Annotated in this window: 16 protein-coding genes; 6 read left to right on the top strand and 10 right to left on the bottom strand. The window is 66.6% G+C overall.

The window, feature by feature from the left end; genetic code table 11:
• Positions 1–8 precede the first annotated feature (8 nt).
• Together ACODTB_RS05975 and ACODTB_RS05970 are read right to left on the bottom strand one after the other, a co-directional pair.
• Positions 9–1,109, bottom strand: coding sequence for a hypothetical protein (locus ACODTB_RS05975; RefSeq protein ID WP_291111795.1), 1,101 nt, complete (start codon positions 1,107–1,109; stop codon positions 9–11).
• Positions 1,109–3,079, bottom strand: coding sequence for a DNA topoisomerase IV subunit B (locus ACODTB_RS05970; RefSeq protein WP_291111798.1), 1,971 nt, complete (start codon positions 3,077–3,079; stop codon positions 1,109–1,111). The genes ACODTB_RS05975 and ACODTB_RS05970 overlap by 1 nt, the downstream gene beginning before the upstream one ends.
• Before the next feature lie 160 nt (positions 3,080–3,239).
• Between ACODTB_RS05970 and ACODTB_RS05965 the strand changes: the two genes are divergently transcribed.
• From ACODTB_RS05965 to bamC, 5 genes are all read left to right on the top strand, one after another.
• Positions 3,240–4,481 carry an MFS transporter gene (locus tag ACODTB_RS05965; protein WP_291111801.1) on the top strand — a complete coding sequence of 414 codons (1,242 nt, stop codon included), beginning with the start codon at positions 3,240–3,242 and terminating at the stop codon, positions 4,479–4,481.
• The gene (locus ACODTB_RS05960) at positions 4,478–4,606 is read left to right on the top strand and encodes a hypothetical protein (protein ID WP_291111853.1); all 129 of its coding nucleotides are present in this window, start codon (positions 4,478–4,480) and stop codon (positions 4,604–4,606) included. Before ACODTB_RS05965 ends, ACODTB_RS05960 begins: the two co-directional genes overlap by 4 nt.
• On the top strand, positions 4,606–5,160 hold the full coding sequence (locus ACODTB_RS05955; RefSeq protein WP_291111803.1) for a class I SAM-dependent methyltransferase: 555 nt from the start codon (positions 4,606–4,608) through the stop codon (positions 5,158–5,160). The genes ACODTB_RS05960 and ACODTB_RS05955 overlap by 1 nt, the downstream gene beginning before the upstream one ends.
• Before the next feature lie 75 nt (positions 5,161–5,235).
• Complete coding sequence (gene dapA, locus ACODTB_RS05950) at positions 5,236–6,135, top strand: 4-hydroxy-tetrahydrodipicolinate synthase (RefSeq protein WP_291111805.1); 900 nt, start codon at positions 5,236–5,238, stop codon at positions 6,133–6,135.
• 28 nt (positions 6,136–6,163) lie between these two features.
• Positions 6,164–7,279 carry an NlpB/DapX family lipoprotein gene (bamC, locus tag ACODTB_RS05945; RefSeq protein ID WP_291111808.1) on the top strand — a complete coding sequence of 372 codons (1,116 nt, stop codon included), beginning with the start codon at positions 6,164–6,166 and terminating at the stop codon, positions 7,277–7,279.
• Positions 7,280–7,364: 85 nt separating this feature from the next.
• Here the strand turns inward: bamC and ACODTB_RS05940 are convergent, their stop codons facing one another.
• From ACODTB_RS05940 to ACODTB_RS05930, 3 genes are all read right to left on the bottom strand, one after another.
• Positions 7,365–7,712, bottom strand: a complete 348-nt coding sequence (locus ACODTB_RS05940) for a hypothetical protein (protein ID WP_291111810.1) — start codon at positions 7,710–7,712, stop codon at positions 7,365–7,367.
• Between the two features lie 190 nt (positions 7,713–7,902).
• Positions 7,903–8,412, bottom strand: a complete 510-nt coding sequence (locus ACODTB_RS05935; RefSeq protein WP_291111812.1) for a hypothetical protein — start codon at positions 8,410–8,412, stop codon at positions 7,903–7,905.
• A gap of 31 nt (positions 8,413–8,443) precedes the next feature.
• Positions 8,444–9,607, bottom strand: coding sequence for a JmjC domain-containing protein (locus ACODTB_RS05930; RefSeq protein WP_488929156.1), 1,164 nt, complete (start codon positions 9,605–9,607; stop codon positions 8,444–8,446).
• A 14-nt stretch (positions 9,608–9,621) separates the two neighbouring features.
• Here ACODTB_RS05930 and ACODTB_RS05925 point away from each other — a divergent pair, with 14 nt between their 5' ends.
• Positions 9,622–10,173: an FKBP-type peptidyl-prolyl cis-trans isomerase gene (locus ACODTB_RS05925; RefSeq protein ID WP_291111815.1), complete on the top strand. Its 552-nt coding sequence runs from the start codon at positions 9,622–9,624 to the stop codon at positions 10,171–10,173.
• A 115-nt stretch (positions 10,174–10,288) separates the two neighbouring features.
• Here the strand turns inward: ACODTB_RS05925 and dut are convergent, their stop codons facing one another.
• The 5 genes from dut to dxs form a co-directional block, all read right to left on the bottom strand.
• The gene (dut, locus tag ACODTB_RS05920; protein WP_291111818.1) at positions 10,289–10,738 is read right to left on the bottom strand and encodes a dUTP diphosphatase; all 450 of its coding nucleotides are present in this window, start codon (positions 10,736–10,738) and stop codon (positions 10,289–10,291) included.
• Positions 10,739–10,849: 111 nt separating this feature from the next.
• A complete protein-coding gene (locus ACODTB_RS05915) occupies positions 10,850–11,932 on the bottom strand; it encodes a TRAP transporter substrate-binding protein (protein WP_291111820.1) in 1,083 nt (360 codons plus the stop codon).
• Positions 11,933–12,105: 173 nt separating this feature from the next.
• Positions 12,106–13,941 (bottom strand): TRAP transporter large permease, encoded by a 1,836-nt coding sequence (locus ACODTB_RS05910; protein WP_291111821.1) that lies wholly within the window; start codon positions 13,939–13,941, stop codon positions 12,106–12,108.
• Positions 13,942–13,958: 17 nt separating this feature from the next.
• Positions 13,959–14,564 carry a TRAP transporter small permease subunit gene (locus tag ACODTB_RS05905; RefSeq protein ID WP_291111824.1) on the bottom strand — a complete coding sequence of 202 codons (606 nt, stop codon included), beginning with the start codon at positions 14,562–14,564 and terminating at the stop codon, positions 13,959–13,961.
• A gap of 190 nt (positions 14,565–14,754) precedes the next feature.
• Entirely contained in the window at positions 14,755–16,644 is a 1,890-nt protein-coding gene (dxs, locus tag ACODTB_RS05900) for a 1-deoxy-D-xylulose-5-phosphate synthase (protein ID WP_488929174.1), read from the bottom strand.
• Position 16,645 lies beyond the last annotated feature (1 nt).

The raw sequence follows: 16,645 nt of genomic DNA, 5'->3' as shown, positions 1-16,645 counted from the left end.
GGAGACCGTCATCGAGTCAGGGCGAGCGCAATCCGCACCACCACCCAGACCATGATCAAGCCAAACACGATCCAGAGGCCGCGCATGGCGGATCGGAAATGCTGCATGCTTCGGTTGCCTCGCGCCACGAAATGCGCCGCACTGGCCTGCGAGGTCGACTGCATGCGCTCGAGTTCGATAGCGACACGGCTGTTCAGCGCGGCGAGTCGTTCAGGGTCCGGAAGGGCTCCCGAACCGATGCGCTGCAATTCTTCCAGCGAACGATCCACCTCCTGCATGGCATCGGCCGCTTCGCGCTGCAAGCGCCGGGATTCCCGAGCCTCGGCAATCGGTTCGGCGTGATGCCAACCCTCGACCAGCGGTGCGCCATGGCGCGTGCCGATGTGGCGGACGGCCTGCAACACGGTGTGGGGGTTGTCGTCCAGAAAGGCCAGCGAAATCCCGATCACCGGGGCCTTGCGAGGCAGGCGAACCATGGGCCATAGGAAGCACGCCATCCACCAACGCGAAGGCAGCAACTGGAGATAGGCGTCGTCCGTCGCCAGCATCAGTTGCCATTGCTTGCTTCCTTTCACATCGATGGCCTGCAGATCGGCACCTTGCACCTGCGACCATGGCAGCAAGGGCAGCAACGGCATCTGAAGGCCCAGCGGTCCGATCTGCAGCAAGGCCTGACCCTGCAACGCTCGAAAACCGAGGGGCAGCAGAGCCAGCCAGGCCCATGCGAAAAGCAGCGTGACGCCACCCACAGCCATGGCCTTGCCGCGTTGGCCGGCATGCCAGAGGTCGGGCAACGCCCAGTAAAAGACCGCCCCCAGAACACCGCCGAAGAACAGCGTGAGCGCGCCCCACTTGAACCAGCGCAGGCCCACCTCGCGTTCAAAGCCCTGATACGCCTCGCCCTCGCGCTGGCGTGCCGATTCGCGCTGCTTCTTGGCCTGGTCCATGCGGCGATCCCCCCAGACCGCCAGTGCCAGGGCGGTCACCAGAAGGCACAACGCCAAACCCGCTTCCGGCCAATCCCGGTCACCCAGTTGGATGACCATCCACATCGTGGCAAACAGCACCACCACGATGCCGCTCAGGCGCGCGAGCGAAAACCCCAGCATCAGATGTCCACTTCCACCGAGTCGCCGTGCAACTCCATCAGCTCGCGGCGCGAGGCGGCTTCGCCCTTGCCCATGAGCTTGGTGATGAGCGCTTCGGTGCCGGCGAAGTCGACCGCGCCGAGCACCACCGGCATGAGGCGGCGCGTGTCGGGGTTGAGGGTGGTGTCCCAGAGTTGCTCGGCGCTCATTTCGCCCAGGCCTTTGAAGCGGCTGATCTGGCACTTCTCGGGCGCCACGCCGTCCTTGGCGGTCTTGTCGAGGATGGCGTGCAGCTCGCCTTCGTCCAGCGCGTACTGCTTGGCCGCCGGCTTCTTGCCGCGCGCGGGAATGTCCACGCGGAACAGCGGCGGGCGCGCCACGTACACGTGGCCGGCTTCGATGAGCTTGGGGAAGTGGCGGAAGAACAGCGTGAGCAGCAGCACCTGGATGTGCGAGCCGTCGACGTCGGCGTCGGACAGGATGCAGACCTTGCCGTAGCGCAGGCCGCTCAGGTCGGGCGTGTCGTTCGGGCCGTGCGGGTCCACACCGATGGCGACCGCGATGTCGTGGATCTCGGTGTTGGCGAACAGGCGGTCGCGCTCGACCTCCCAGGTGTTGAGCACCTTGCCGCGCAGCGGCAGCACGGCCTGGCTTTCCTTGTCGCGGCCCATCTTGGCGCTGCCGCCGGCCGAATCGCCCTCGACCAGGAACACCTCGTTGTGCGCCAGGTCCTTGCTCTCGCAGTCCGTCAGCTTGCCGGGCAGCACGGCCACGCCGGAACCCTTGCGTTTTTCGACCTTCTGGCCGGCCTTCTGCCGCGACTGCGCGGCCTTGATGGCCAGCTCGGCGAGCTTCTTGCCGTAGTCCACATGCTGGTTGAGCCAGAGTTCGAGCGCGGGGCGCACGAAGCTGCCGACCAGGCGCACGGCGTCTCGCGAGTTCAGGCGCTCCTTGATCTGGCCCTGGAACTGCGGGTCGAGCACCTTGGCCGAGAGCACGTAGCTGGCGCGCGCGAACACGTCTTCGGGAAGCAGCTTCACGCCCTTGGGCAGCAGCGCGTGCAGTTCGATGAAGCCCTTGACCGCCTGGAACAGGCCGTCGCGCAGGCCGCTTTCGTGCGTGCCACCGGCGCTGGTGGGGATCAGGTTCACGTAGCTCTCGCGCACCGGCTGGCCGTCTTCGGTGAAGGCCACACACCAGGCCGCACCTTCGCCTTCGGCGAAGCTGTCGTGACCGCTGTCGGCGAAACCCTCGCCTTCGAACAGGGGAATCACCGGGTCGCCGGTGAGGGTCTGCTGCAGGTAGTCGCGCAGGCCGCCCTTGTAGAGCCAGGTCTGGGTGTCCTTGGTCTTCTCGTTCACCAGCGTCACGCTCACGCCAGGCATCAGCACAGCCTTGCTGCGCAGCAGGTGGGTGAGCTCGCCCATGGGCAGGGCGGCGGTTTCGAAGTACTTGGCGTCGGGCCAGGCGCGCACCGTGGTGCCCTGCTTGCGGTCGGCCTCGCCCTTGGGGGTGACCACCAGGGGTTCGACCACGTCGCCGGCGGAAAACGCCAGCTTCGCCACCTGGCCTTCGCGGAAGCTGGTCACCTCCAGCCGGGTGGACAGCGCGTTGGTCACGCTCACGCCCACGCCGTGCAGGCCGCCGGAGAAGCTGTAGGCGCCGCCCTTGCCCTTGTCGAACTTGCCGCCCGCGTGCAGGCGGGTGAACACCAGTTCGACCACGGGGGCCTTTTCCTCGGGGTGCAGGCCGAAGGGGATGCCCCGCCCGTCGTCTTCCACGCTGACCGAATGATCGGCGTGCAGCGTGACCTTGATCTTCTTGCCGTGCCCGGCCAGGGCCTCGTCGGCCGCGTTGTCCAGCACTTCCTGGATGATGTGCAGCGGGTTGTCGGTGCGGGTGTACATGCCCGGCCGCTGCTTGACCGGTTCCAGCCCCTTGAGGACGCGGATCGAGCCTTCGGAGTATTCGTTGGGTGTTTGGGTCGCCATGGGGGCGGATTGTATGCCCCGAAGACTGTATGCAAATACAGACTTTTGACCTCAGGCCGACCAGCGATGCGCGCGATTCATCAGTGGCGCGGGAAAATATCAAGCCTTCGCGGCATGCCCGTGACAGGCAAGGCCCATCCTTCTTCGCTACAGTTCCCGGATGCCCTCGACCCCCACCCTCCCGACCCCGCCCCGCCTCTCTGCCCTGCAGGTGCTGGCCTGCGGCGCCCTGATCGTCACCTTGTCCATGGGCATCCGCCACGGCTTCGGCCTGTGGCTGCAGCCCATCACCCAGGCGCAGGGCTGGTCGCGCGAGACGTTTTCCTTCGCCCTGGCGATCCAGAACCTGTCCTGGGGCGTCTTCGGCATCTTCGCCGGCATGGCGGCCGACCGCTTCGGCGCCTTCCGCGTGCTGATCGGCGGTGCGGTGGCCTATGCCCTGGGTCTGGCCGGGATGGCGCTGAGCACCTCGTCCACAGGCTTCGCGCTGACCACCGGCGTGCTGATCGGCGCGGCCCAGGCCGGCACCACGTACGCGGTGATCTACGGCGTGATCGGCCGGCAGATTCCGGCCGAGAAGCGCTCCTGGGCCATGGGCGTGGCCGCCGCGGCCGGGTCGTTCGGCCAGTTCCTGATGGTGCCGGTGGAAGGCTGGCTGATCAGCAGCTTCGGCTGGCAACAGGCCCTGCTGTTCCTCGCGGGCGCCGTGCTGCTGGTGATGCCGCTGGCCCTGGGCCTGCGCGAACCGGGCTTCGCGGGCGGCGCACCGGTGCACCGCGAACAGACCATTGGCCAGGCCTTGCGCGAGGCCTTCCGCTACCGCAGCTTCCAGCTGCTGATGGCCGGCTATTTCGTCTGCGGTTTCCAGGTGGTGTTCATCGGCGTGCACATGCCCAGCTACCTCAAGGACCACGGCCTGTCGCCCCAGGTGGCGAGCTACGCGCTGGCGCTCATCGGCCTGTTCAACGTGATCGGCACCTATGCCGCTGGCGCGCTGGGCCAGCGCCTGGCCAAGCGCCACATCCTGGCCTTCATCTACTTCGCGCGCGCCGCGGTGATCGCCGTGTTCCTGATCGCACCACTCTCGCCCATGAGCGTCTACGTGTTCTCCGCCGTCATGGGCCTGCTCTGGCTCTCGACCATTCCGCCCACCAACGCGGTGGTGGCGCAGATCTTCGGTGTGGCCCACATGTCCATGCTGGGCGGCTTCATCTTCTTCAGCCACCAGATCGGCAGCTTCCTGGGCGTGTGGCTGGGCGGCGTGCTGTACGACAGGACCGGCAGCTACGACATCGTCTGGTACCTGGCGATCGCGCTGGGCGTGTTCGCCGGGCTGGTGAACCTGCCGGTGCGCGAAGGCCCGATCGCGCGCGCCCCGCAACGCGTGGGAGCCGCGGCGTGAAGCCTGGGGCCGTGCGCGCCCTGGCCTGGGCCGCGGCTGGCGCGGCCCTGCTGGCGACGTTCGCGCTCTACCACCGGCCCGAGTTCCTGGTGAACCTGGCCGACCAGATCTGGAGCTGCTTCTGATGCATGGCACCGAGGCGCCTTCGGCGTGGGTGCGGCGCTGGTCGCACCTGGTGCCCACCGGCGGTTCGGTGCTCGACGTGGCCTGCGGCCAGGGTCGCCACCTGCGCTGGTTTGCCCAGCGGAGCCACACCGTCACCGGCGTGGATCGCTCGCCCGAGGCCATCGCCGCCGTGCAGCCCCTGGGCCGCGCCGTGCTGGCCGACATCGAGAACGGACCCTGGCCGTTCGACGGCGAGCGTTTCGACGCGGTGGTGGTGACCAACTACCTCTGGCGCCCCCTGCTGCCCCGCATCGTGGAAAGCGTGGCCGAGGGCGGTGTGCTGCTGTACGAGACCTTCGCGGCTGGCAACGAGAGCGTGGGCAAGCCCTCGCGGCCCGACTTTCTGCTGCGGCCCGGCGAACTTTTGCAGGCCAGCCAGGGTCTGCACGTGGTGGCCTATGAAGATGGTTTCTGCGACCGCCCCGAACGCTTCGTCCAGCGCCTGGCGGCGGTGCGAAAACGGCCTGGAACGCCCGGCCAGCCGCCCCGGTATCCGCTGGATGCCACTGGGTAGAATGCAAGATTCGCGCGCGCTGCCCGCCCCACCGGGGCGATGCAGGGTGGACGCACCCATTTAAGCCTTTAGCCTATGAACCCCATCACCGGCAGCATCGTGGCCCTGGTCACGCCCATGCACGAAGACGGCAGCGTCGATTACCCCACGCTGCGCAAACTGATCGACTGGCACATCACCGAGGGCACGGACTGCATCGGCGTGGTCGGCACCACGGGCGAATCGCCCACGGTCAACGTCGAGGAACACTGCGAAATCATCCGCGTCTCGGTCGAGCAGGCCAAGACGCACGGCGCCAAGCGCGTCCCCATCATGGCCGGCTGCGGCGCCAACTCCACCGCCGAGGCCATCGAGCTCGCGCGCTTCGCCCAGAGCGTGGGCGCCGACTGTCAGCTGCAGGTCGTGCCCTACTACAACAAGCCCACGCAAGAGGGCCAGTACCAGCATTTCAAGGCGATCGCCGAAGCCGTGGGCGACCTGCCCACCGTGCTCTACAACGTGCCCGGCCGCACCGTGGCCGACATGGCGCACGACACCGTGCTGCGCCTGGCGCAGGTGCCCGGCATCGTCGGCATCAAGGAAGCCACCGGCAACATCGAGCGCGCGCAGTGGCTGATCCGCGACGTGCCCAAGGGTTTCTCGATCTACTCGGGCGACGACCCGACCGCCGTGGCCCTCATGCTGTGTGGCGGCCAGGGCAACATCAGCGTCACCGCCAACGTCGCCCCGCGCCTGATGCACGAGCTGTGCGTGGCCGCGATCGCGGGCGACGTCAAGCGCGCCATGGCGATCCAGTTCCAGCTCATGCCGGTGCACAAGAACCTGTTCGTGGAAGCCAACCCGATCCCGCTCAAGTGGGCCATGGCCCGCATGGGCCTGTGCAACGAGGCCATGCGCCTGCCGATGACCCCCATGACGCGCTCCCTGGTGCCCGTGGTCGAAGGCGCGCTGAAGCAGGCCGGCCTCATTTCCTGACCCCTTTCGTTCCTACCGAGCCCCATTCATGTCCAACCGAACCCTGTCCTCGACCCCGCGCATCCTGACCCGCCTGGGCCTCCTGGCCGCCGCCGCCCTCGTGGTTTCGGGCTGCTCGATGCTGCAGGAAGACAAGATCGACTACAAGAGCGCCAAGCGCGGCAGCACCCTGGACGTGCCGCCCGACCTGAGCCAGCTCACCCGGGATTCGCGCTACAACGTGCCCGGCTCGGTGGTCACTGCCAGCGGCTATGAAACCGCCCAACCCGCGCAGGCCACGGCCGCCAGCACCGCCGCCGTGAGCGTGGGCGATGTGCGCATCGAGCGCGCGGGCAACCAGCGCTGGCTCGTGGTGAGCCGCCCGGCCGACAAGCTCTGGAGCCCGGTGCGCGACTTCTGGCAGGAAAACGGTTTCCTGCTCGACATCGACCAGGAAGGCCTGGGCATCATGGAAACCGATTGGGCCGAGAACCGCGCCAAGCTGCCGCAGGACTTCATCCGCTCGACCATCGGCAAGGTGTTCGAGAACCTCTACTCCACCGGCGAACGCGACCGCTTCCGCACCCGCTTCGAACGCACCGCCAACGGCGGCACCGAGATCTACATCAGCCACCGCGGCATGGTGGAGGTCTATTCCACCAAGGAAAAAGACCAGACCGTGTGGCAGCCGCGCCCGGCCGACGTGGAACTGGAAACCGAGTTCCTGCGCCGCCTGATGGTCAAGCTCGGCGTGAGCGAAGCGCAATCTCGGGCCGTGACCGCCAGCGCGCCGGTGCAGGCCGCGGCGCGTGTCGCCATGGTGAACAACGCACCCGTGGTGCAGTTCGACGACAACTTCGACCGCGCGTGGCGCCGCGTCGGCCTGTCGCTCGATCGCACGGGTTTCACCGTGGAAGACCGCGACCGCAGCCAGGGCCTCTACTTCGTGCGCTACGTCGAACCCGTGGTCAACGCCAAGGAGCCCGGCTTCTTCGCCAAGATGTTCGGCGCATCGAAGACCGAGGCTTCGACCGAGCGCTTCCGCGTGTCGGTCAAGAGCGTCGAGAACCAGACCACCGTCGCGGTGCTCGACAGCCAGGGCCGGCCAGACAGCTCGGCGTCCGCGCAGCGCATTGCCAAACTGCTGGCCGAAGACCTCAAGTAAGAACGCCACGCACCAAAAAAAAGCCGCCCGAGGGCGGCTTTTTCTTTGACCGGCCCGCGGCGCGGGCCTGCCCCTCAGGGCCGGGTCACTTCACAGCGGCCTTGGCATCGGCGGCGGCTTCCTTGGCCTTGTCGGCCACGTCCTTGGCGGCGTCCGCGGTGGCAGCGCCTGCGGCCTTGGCGGCGTCGGCGGTGGCGGCACCGGCTTCCTTCGCAGCGTCCACGGTGGCAGCGGTGGCTTCCTTGGCGGCATCGACGGCGGAGGCGCCGGCTTCCTTGGCGGATTCGGCAGCGCCGGCCATGGAAGGCGCAGCGGCGGCAGGAGCGGGTTCAGCGGCCGGTGCCGGTGCAGCGACCGGCGCCTCTTCCTTCTTGCCGCAGGCGGTCAAGGCGATGGCGGCCAACAGGCTGGCGAGCAGGATGGTTTTTTTCATGATGACAGTTCCAATGGATGAGAAAGACAGGCGGTCGAACGACCGGTTCGGAGAGGTTCCACGCACCCTGGGTGTTGTGTGACGGGAGGCCATCCAGCGGAGTGGGTTGACGTGACAACCCTCCCCAGCCGCGCGGATGATACCGCCCCGTCCTGGTGCAAGAAGCGAAAGGGGTTGTTTTTACCTTTGCTCACAGCCCCAGCGTGGACGCCGGGAAAGCGGGCGTGCTCTTGAGCGACCACGCCTGCAGCTGTTCCTGCAGGGCCACGCGGCGCTCCGCGCTGCGACTCCCCACCATGGTGCATCGCAAAGGGTCCAGCCGCTGCAGCGTCCAGGCCGGTGACCACAACACGCTGGGCAGTTCGCCCACCGAGGCACTGGCACAGGCTTGCGCCTCCACCAAGTGCCCCCAGGTGCTGCGCCACTGAACGAAACGCGGGTGCATCTGCCGCAACACGCTGTAGTCGCGCGCCAGCAGGTGCAGCGAACGGCCGCGTTGCGACCACGCATTGAGCGAAGCCACCACATCGCGTTCGCCCAGCGGCCAGTCGGCGAAGTCCGCGTCGCACAGGACCATGCGCGGCCAGCCCTCTTGCGCCGCCGTGGCGAAGGCCTGCCGGATCAGGTCGATGAAGGCCACGCGGCCGGAGAGCCGGCCTTCGGGCAGCGCGGCGATCGAAGCATCCAGGGGATCGGTCATGCGGGTCTCCTGACGAGGCGCCCACAGCGCCTCAAGCGGGTTCGATGCGGTGCAGCCAGCCGGCGTCGAACCAGTCCTGCAGCAGGGCTTGCGCGCCTTCGCTCGCGCGAACCACCTGCCGCTGGTCCAGCGCGCGCTGATCGGCCAACGCGCGCATGAGGCGGGCATCGGCACCACCGGCACGAAAGCTCTCGCCGTTGATGAAGATGTGGCGTTCGTCGTACATCATGCGCGTGCGCCGGTCCAGCCGCAAGGCGCCTGGCGCCCAGTCCCCCTCGGGTTCGTCGAACCAGATGCGCGGCTTGGGCTCGGTCATGACCTCGCCCAGCGCGCAGGCCAGCGACTCGCGTTCCGCCAGCAGACGCTGCAAGGCGTCCACCGCGAAGGCTTCGAGCGCGGCGGGCATGGCCGCCGGGGTCGCGATGGCCGGCTGCCCGGGGTCGCGAAAGAGCGTGTCGTCGTCGAGCTCGTCGGCCATGCGCTGCAACAGTTCACCCGCCAGGCCGCCGCGCTGCGGCGCGCGAAAGCCGATGGAGTAGGTGCTGCAGTCCCCGCCCACCGCATCCCCGTCGTGCGCCCAGCGCGGCGGCAGGTACAGCATGTCGCCCGGATTGAGCACATGCTCTTCCTCGGGTTCGAAATGGCTGAGGATCTTGAGCGGCACGTCGGGCTGCAGCGACAGGTCTTTCTGCCGACCGATGCGCCAGCGCCGCTGCCCAGTGGCCTGCAGCAGGAACACGTCGTAGCTGTCGAAGTGCGGACCAACGCCGCCGGCGTCGCTGGCCCAGGAAATCATCAGATCGTCCAGGCGCGCGTCGGGCACGAAACGGAAGCGCTGGAGCAGCTCGTGCGCGGCGTCCAGGTGCTGGTCGACGCCCTGCACCAGCAAGGTCCAGCCCGCTTGCCGCAGCGGCGGCAGCTGTGGGCGGGTCAAGGGGCCGTGCTTGAGCGTCCAGCCTTGCGGTTTGCGCACGATCAGGCGCGACTCCACCGCTGCGTCGGCCGCCATGTCGAACAGCTGCTGCCGGCTCAACAAGGGCGCAAAACCCGGGATGGCGTTGCGGATCAACAGCGGCTTTTTCTGCCAGTGCCGGCGCATGAACTGCGCCGGGCTGAGACCCCCGAGCAGGTCGCAGGGCAGGCCCGGTGCGGGGGCGGACAAAGAGGGGGGGCTGGATGGGGAGGCATGGAGCATGGGACAATTGTCGGATGAAAATCAACCAACAATGCGTGGTCGCGCTGACCTGGACCCTCAAGGACACGCTGGGCGAAGAACTCGACGTGCTCGATGAGCCGGTGGAGTTCCTCGTGGGCGGCAACGACCTGTTGGCCAAGATCGAGGAAGCGCTGCTGAACCACTCGGCGGGCGACACGATCGACCTGCACCTGGAGCCGGCCGACGCCTTCGGCGACTACGACGACCGCCTGCTGTTCCTTGAACCCCGCCACCTGCTGCCCGACGAGATCGAAGAAGGCATGGGCTTCGAGGGTCTGCCTCCGGGCTGCAACCCCTCAGCCCCCAAGGACCGCCTGTACTTCATCAGCGACATCTACCCCGAGCACGTGGTGCTGGACGGCAACCACCCCCTGGCCGGCATCGCTCTGCGCATCAGCCTGAAGGTGCACGCGGTGCGCGAGGCGCAGGAAAACGAGGTGGGCCAGGGCACGCTGGGCACCGGCTTCTTCCGCATGCAGGTGGACACGCCCGACGAACTGCAGGGCCCCGGCCTCACGCCGCCCGGCCCCCACACCCTGCACTGATCGCCCCCCCCCCGCCGCGCTTCGCGCGTCCCCCTCAAGGGGGCGGTGCCAGCGGCCCGGCAAAGCCGGTTCCGCGGCACCTCTGAATCAGACCACGTCGCGCGACGATGGTCTCTTATCCTCTGCCCGTGGAACCGTAGCCGCCCGCGCCACGCTCGCTCGCGCTGGCGAAGTCGTTCACCACGTTGAACTCCGCCTGCACCACCGGCACGATCACCATCTGCGCAATGCGCTCCATGGGCTCGATGGTGAAGGCCACGTCGCTGCGGTTCCAGGCGCTCACTATGAGCTGGCCCTGGTAGTCGCTGTCGATCAGGCCGACCAGGTTGCCCAGCACGATGCCGTGCTTGTGGCCCAGGCCGGAGCGCGGCAGGATCATGGCGGCGTAGCCGGGGTCGGCCAGATGGATCGCCAGGCCGGTCGGCACCAGCTGCCAGGCGTTGGGTGCCAGCACCAGCGGCGCGTCGAGGCAGGCCCGCAGATCGAGGCCGGCGCTGCCGGGCGTGGCGTAGGAAGGCATCTGGCTGACCAAACGCGGATCCAGGATGCGGACATCAAGTTTCATAAAAACCGAGACAGTGTCAGTAGGAACGAAAAGGCCCGCTGCACGCAGCGGGCCCCTGCCCAGATGCACCATGGACCCGGTCGAGCCGGACCGCAGGTGCGGCTTTCAAGTTCAGATCTTCACGCCAGCCATGTACTGGTTGAACGGGAACTCCGAGAAACGGTTCCACAGAATCTGATCGCGCTGGAAGGTGCGCATGTCCTGGTGGATCTTCTTGAAGGTGGGCGACTTGGCTTCGTGCTCGGCGAACACTTCCATGCAGGCCTTGAAGCCGGCATCGATCACCGCCTTGGGGAACGCCTTGAGCTGGGTCTTCTCGGCCACCAGTTTCTTCAATGCGATCGGGTTCACGGCATCGTACTTGGCGGTCATGTCGGTCGCAGCCACGGCCATGGCGGCGTTCAGGATGGCCTTGTTTTCATCCGACAGGGCGTTGAACTTCTTCAGGTTGATGAAGAACTCCAGATCGGCGCCGCCTTCCCACCAGCCCGGGTAGTAGTAGAACGGAGCCACCTTGTGAAAGCCCAGTTTGGCGTCGTCGTGCGGACCGACAAATTCGGCCGCGTCCAGCGTGCCCTTTTCCAGCGCCTGGTACACCTCACCGGCCGGCAGGTTCTGCGACACCACGCCCAGCTTGGCCATGCCCTCGCCGAACACGCCGCCGCCCATGCGCATCTTCAGGCCCTTGAGGTCGGCGGCGGTCTTGATCTCCTTGCGGTACCAGCCGCCCATCTGCGTGCCCGTGTTGCCGGCGCTGGCGGTGCGGAAGTTGTACTGGGCGAAGAATTCATCGAGCAGCTTGCCACCATTGCCATGCTGCTTCCACGCGGTGTTCTGCCGGGCGGTCAGGCCGAAGGGCACCGCGCAGCTGAAGGCGAAAACAGGGTCCTTGCCGGTGAAGTAATAGGCGGCCGTCTGGGCCATGTCGATGTTGTCGCCCTGCAGCGCGTCCACGACACCGAAGGCAGGCATCAATTCGCCCGCGGGGTGGACCGAAATCTCGAACTTGCCGCCGGACAGCGCCTTGACGGTCTGCGACAGCTTCTCGGCACTGCCGAAGATGGTGTCCAGCGAACGCGGGAAACTCGAAGCCAGGCGCCAGCGCACTGCCGCTTGCGCATGCACGGCGGGTGCCACACCGGCGGCCAGCACACCGGCGAGGCCGGCACTCTTCACGATTGAACGACGATCCATTGAGACTGCTCCAGGATTGCTTGAAAAAGCTTGAAAGAAAAGGCGCGGCCCTTTGCGAGGCACACCCAGGGGATGGGAGAAAGGTCTTTTGATTCTATTGATATCTGCTGTGTCTCAAAGGCAAGCCTGCCGAGGGTTTTCCCTCGACAGGCTGCGCTTCGTCACAGAAGGGATCACTTGCGGCCGAGGGCCTCTTGCATCGCCTTCATGGGGTCGTCTTCCGGTGCGGTTTTCGCATCGGGGCTGGCGTCTCCCGCCCCCTCCGGTTTTGCAGCGGGTTCTGCGGTGCTGTCTGCCGGCGGCGCACTCTGCTCATCCGCGCCATAGTCACCGCTGCCGCCATAACCGCCTTCGGATTCCGTGCCGAGGTTCTCCATCATCTGTTCGCCGACTTCCTTGAGGTCGTACTCACCCACCTTGTCCAGGCTGCCGGTCACCAGGCCGGGGAACGCGATCAGCACGCCCACCATGAACAGCTGGATGATCAGGAAGGGAATCGCCCCTTTGTAGATCTGCATGGTCGTGACCGGGGCCATGACCTTGTTCGTCACGCGGTCCACATAGGGCTTGTCGGGCGCCACCGAGCGCAGGAAGAACAGTGCGAAGCCGAATGGCGGGTGCATGAACGAGGTCTGCATGTTCACCGCCAGGAGCACACCGAACCAGATCAGGTCGATGCCCAGCTTGTCCGCCACCGGCGCCAACAGCGGCACCACGATGAACGAAAGCTCGAAGTAGTCGAGGAAGAACGCCAGGAAGAAGATCAGGATGTTGACCACGATCAGGAAGCCTACCGGGCCGCCCGGCAGGTCGGCGAGCAGGTGCTCCACCCAGATCGGTCCGTCGGCTGCCTGGAACACCAAGCCGAAGATCGTGGCGCCGATCAGGATGAACATCACGAAGCTGCCGAGCTTGGTGGTCGTGGCCAGGGCCTGTTTGAGCAGCTTCATGTCCAGCCGCTTGCGCATGAGGGCCATGATGATGGCGCCCATCGCCCCCATGGCGCCGCCCTCGGTCGGGGTGGCGATGCCCAGGAAGATGGTGCCGAGCACCAGGAAGATCAGCAGCAGCGGCGGGATCAGCACGAAAGTCACCCGCTCGGCCAGGCGCGAGAGCAGGCCCAGCTTCGCGTACTTGTTGGCCAGCGCGATCACCAGCGCCACGAAGGCGCCACCGGCCATGGCCACCACGATCTTCTCGTCGGTGGGCACGGAGCTCACCTCGTGTCCCAGCCACCAGGTGTGCACCTCGGGCATGTAGCGCGCGAGCACGATGGACACCATGAAGGAGATCACCATCAGCACCAGCAGCGACTGGTAACCCCCGCTGCCATTGGGCTCGCGGTAGATGCGCGCTTCGATGGGCAATGCGGGCACGCTGGCCGGCTTGAAGATGGCCAGACCGGCAATGTAGATCACGTAGCAGCCGACCAGCATGAAGGCAGGGATGAAGGCACCCTTGTACATGTCGCCCACGCTGCGGCCGAGCTGGTCGGCCATGATGATCAGCACCAGCGAGGGCGGAATGATCTGCGCCAGCGTGCCCGAAGCCGCGATCACGCCACTGGAAAACTGGCGGTCGTAGCCATAGCGCAGCATGATGGGCAGTGAGATGAGCCCCATCGAGATGACCGACGCCGCCACAACGCCTGTGGTGGCCGCCAGCATCGCGCCGACAAAGACCACCGCCAGAGCCAGGCCACCGCGCATCGGCCCGAAGACCTGCCCGACGGTGTCGAGCAGGTCCTCTGCCATGCCGCTGCGCTCCAGGATCAGCCCCATGAGCGTGAAGAAAGGCACCGCCAGCAAGGTGTCGTTGGCCATGATGCCGATGAGGCGCTGCGGCAGCCAGGCCAGCACCGAAGACGGGAACACGCCCATCTCGATGCCGACGATGCCGAAGGCCAGGCCACAGGCACCCAGGCTGAAGGCCACTGGAAAGCCCAGCAGCAGAAAGATGATGAGCCCCGCAAACATGATCGGGGCAAAGTTCGCCGCAATGAATTCCATCGTGATCCCCTGACCGGTTATTGAGAAACGCGCTTGTCCTTGGCGGACTCGCGCTGACTCAGAATCTCAGCCAGCTCTTCCTCGGCGGACTTCTCGCCGGCCTTGATGGTCGGGTCGGGGCCGTGGCCAGTGAGGAAGGCCACGCGCTTGATGAGTTCGGACCAACCCTGAATCATCAGCAGGATGAAGCCCACCGGTATCGCCAGCCAAACCGGCCAGCGGATCAGGCCGCCGGGGTTGCCCGACATCTCACCGGATGCGTACTTTTCCATGAACATCGGAACGCCGTAGTACAGCACCAGCAGGCACACCGGCGTGAGGAAGAACGCAAAGCCCAGGATGTCGATCCACATCTGCACCTTCTTGGGCAGACGGCTGTTGATGACATCGATGCGCACATGCTCGCGGTTGAGCAGCGTGAAGCCAGCCGCGATCAGGAACGACCACGCAAAGAGATACCACTGGATCTCGAGAAATGCGTTGGAGCTGTTGTTGAACGTGTAGCGCACGAGCGCGTTGGCGGCGCTGATGACCGTGGAACCCATGATGAGCCAGATCGCATAACGACCGACCCATGCATTGAGCCGGTCAACGCCTCGAGAAAAACTGAGCAATGCACCCATCCTGGTTACCTCTTCTTGTGAAAGTTGGTCCGATACCGTGTCTCCGCCGGATAAAGAAACACGCAGCGTGCGGTGCGCAGCTGCGTGTGGGTGGTATGGACCAAAACATTGTATGTGATGCCTTGCCGCATCAACAGTCACGCGTCGCAGGCCCCGATCGAAAACCCTGCGGGCGTCGGTGTTGCAGAACTCAACCGACCGCCTTGACCACGGGGGCCAGCAGCGCGCCGAAGCGCGCGCGGATGGCGCGCTCAATGCCAGGCTCATCCAGACCCAGGTCAGCGAGCAACCGGGCCGGATCGCCATGGTCGGTGTAGACATCCGGAAGGCCCAGATGCAAGACAGGCAATGTGAAACCCTCCGCCTGGAGGGCCTCCACCACGGCGCTGCCGGCGCCCCCCATCAAGCAACCTTCCTCGACCGTGACCAGGGCATCGTGCGACGAGGCCAGCTCGCGCAGCAGCTCGACATCGAGGGGCTTGGCCCAACGCATGTTCGCCACGCTGGCGCCCAGTTTCTCGCCGGCCGCCAGCGCGGGCTGCAGCAAGGTCCCGAACGCCAGGATGGCCACGCGCCGGCCCTTGCGGCGCAGCTCGCCACGGCCAAAGGGCAGGCCTTCGAGCCCGGCGGGCTGCGCCACGCCGGCACCGGCACCGCGCGGGTAGCGCACCGCCACGGGCTGGTTCTGTGCGAACGCGGTGCTCAGCAACTGGCGGCACTCGGCCTCGTCGGCCGGGCAGGCCACGGCCATGTTGGGGATGCAGCGCAGGTAGGCGATGTCGTAGGCGCCCGCGTGCGTGGCGCCGTCGGCACCGACCAGGCCGGCGCGGTCCAGCGCGAACACCACGGGCAGGTTCTGCAGCGCCACGTCGTGGATGAGCTGGTCGTAGGCGCGCTGCAGGAAGGTGGAGTAGATCGCCACCACCGGCTTGAGCCCTTCGCAGGCCAGGCCGGCGGCGAAGGTCACGGCGTGCTGCTCGGCGATGCCGACGTCGAAGTAACGCGCGGGGAAGCGGCGCTCGAACTCGACCATGCCCGAGCCTTCGCGCATGGCCGGCGTGATGCCGACCAGGCGCGGATCGGCCTCGGCCATGTCGCACAGCCACTGGCCGAAGACCTGCGTGAAGGTGGTCTTGGACGGCGTGGCGGGCTTGGTGATGCCCACCGCGGGATCGAACTTGCCCGGGCCGTGGTAGGCCACGGGGTCTGCTTCGGCGAGCTTGTAGCCCTGGCCCTTCTTGGTGACCACGTGCAGGAACTGCGGGCCGCTGTCGGTGTCGAGCAGGTGGCGGATGTTCTCCAGCGTGGGGATCAGCGATTCGAGGTCGTGGCCATCGATCGGCCCGATGTAGTTGAAGCCGAATTTCTCGAACAGCGTGGCCGGCACCACCATGCCCTTGGCGTGCTCCTCGAAGCGCTTGGCCAGTTCGAACAGAGGCGGCGCCCCCTTGAGCACCTGCTTGCCCACGTTCTTCGCGGCGGCGTAGAACTGCCCGCTCATGAGCTGGGCCAGGTAGCGGTTGAGCGCGCCCACGGGCGGGGAGATCGACATGTCGTTGTCGTTGAGCACCACCAGCAGGCGGCCCTCGGCCACGCCGGCGTTGTTCAGCGCCTCGAAGGCCATGCCGGCGGTCATGGCGCCATCACCAATGATGGCGATGGACTTGCGCGGCTCGCCCTTGATCCTGGAGGCCAGCGCCATGCCCAGCGCGGCCGAGATGCTGGTGGACGAGTGCGCGGTGCCGAAGGTGTCGTACTCGCTCTCGTCGCGGCGCGGAAAGCCGCTGATGCCGCCGAACTGGCGCAGCGTGCCCATGCGGTCGCGTCGGCCGGTCAGGATCTTGTGCGGGTAGGTCTGGTGGCCCACGTCCCAGACGAGGCGGTCGTCGGGCGTGTTGAAGACGTGGTGCAGCGCCACCGTGAGCTCCACCGTGCCCAGGTTGGAACTGAGGTGGCCGCCCGTGCGCGCCACGCTCTCCAGCAGGAAGGTGCGCAGTTCATCGGCCAGTTGCGGGAGTTGCGCGCGCGAGAGGCGGCGCAGGTCGGCCGGTGAATCGATGGTCGACAACAGGGTGCTCATG

Source organism: Hydrogenophaga sp. FG152 (assembly GCF_057809615.1).
The sequence above is the reverse complement of the archived record's forward strand: the minus strand, read 5'-3'. Positions and strand labels throughout refer to the sequence as shown.

Coding starts and splice junctions, on each gene's coding strand:
- ACODTB_RS05975 (WP_291111795.1), bottom strand. CDS start 1,109: ATGCTGGGGTTTTCGCTCGCGCGCCTGAGCGGCATCGTGGTGGTGCTG.
- ACODTB_RS05970 (WP_291111798.1), bottom strand. CDS start 3,079: ATGGCGACCCAAACACCCAACGAATACTCCGAAGGCTCGATCCGCGTC.
- ACODTB_RS05965 (WP_291111801.1), top strand. CDS start 3,240: ATGCCCTCGACCCCCACCCTCCCGACCCCGCCCCGCCTCTCTGCCCTG.
- ACODTB_RS05955 (WP_291111803.1), top strand. CDS start 4,606: ATGCATGGCACCGAGGCGCCTTCGGCGTGGGTGCGGCGCTGGTCGCAC.
- dapA (WP_291111805.1), top strand. CDS start 5,236: ATGAACCCCATCACCGGCAGCATCGTGGCCCTGGTCACGCCCATGCAC.
- bamC (WP_291111808.1), top strand. CDS start 6,164: ATGTCCAACCGAACCCTGTCCTCGACCCCGCGCATCCTGACCCGCCTG.
- ACODTB_RS05940 (WP_291111810.1), bottom strand. CDS start 7,712: ATGAAAAAAACCATCCTGCTCGCCAGCCTGTTGGCCGCCATCGCCTTG.
- ACODTB_RS05935 (WP_291111812.1), bottom strand. CDS start 8,412: ATGACCGATCCCCTGGATGCTTCGATCGCCGCGCTGCCCGAAGGCCGG.
- ACODTB_RS05930 (WP_488929156.1), bottom strand. CDS start 9,607: ATGCTCCATGCCTCCCCATCCAGCCCCCCCTCTTTGTCCGCCCCCGCA.
- ACODTB_RS05925 (WP_291111815.1), top strand. CDS start 9,622: ATGAAAATCAACCAACAATGCGTGGTCGCGCTGACCTGGACCCTCAAG.
- dut (WP_291111818.1), bottom strand. CDS start 10,738: ATGAAACTTGATGTCCGCATCCTGGATCCGCGTTTGGTCAGCCAGATG.
- ACODTB_RS05915 (WP_291111820.1), bottom strand. CDS start 11,932: ATGGATCGTCGTTCAATCGTGAAGAGTGCCGGCCTCGCCGGTGTGCTG.
- ACODTB_RS05910 (WP_291111821.1), bottom strand. CDS start 13,941: ATGGAATTCATTGCGGCGAACTTTGCCCCGATCATGTTTGCGGGGCTC.
- ACODTB_RS05905 (WP_291111824.1), bottom strand. CDS start 14,564: ATGGGTGCATTGCTCAGTTTTTCTCGAGGCGTTGACCGGCTCAATGCA.
- dxs (WP_488929174.1), bottom strand. CDS start 16,644: ATGAGCACCCTGTTGTCGACCATCGATTCACCGGCCGACCTGCGCCGC.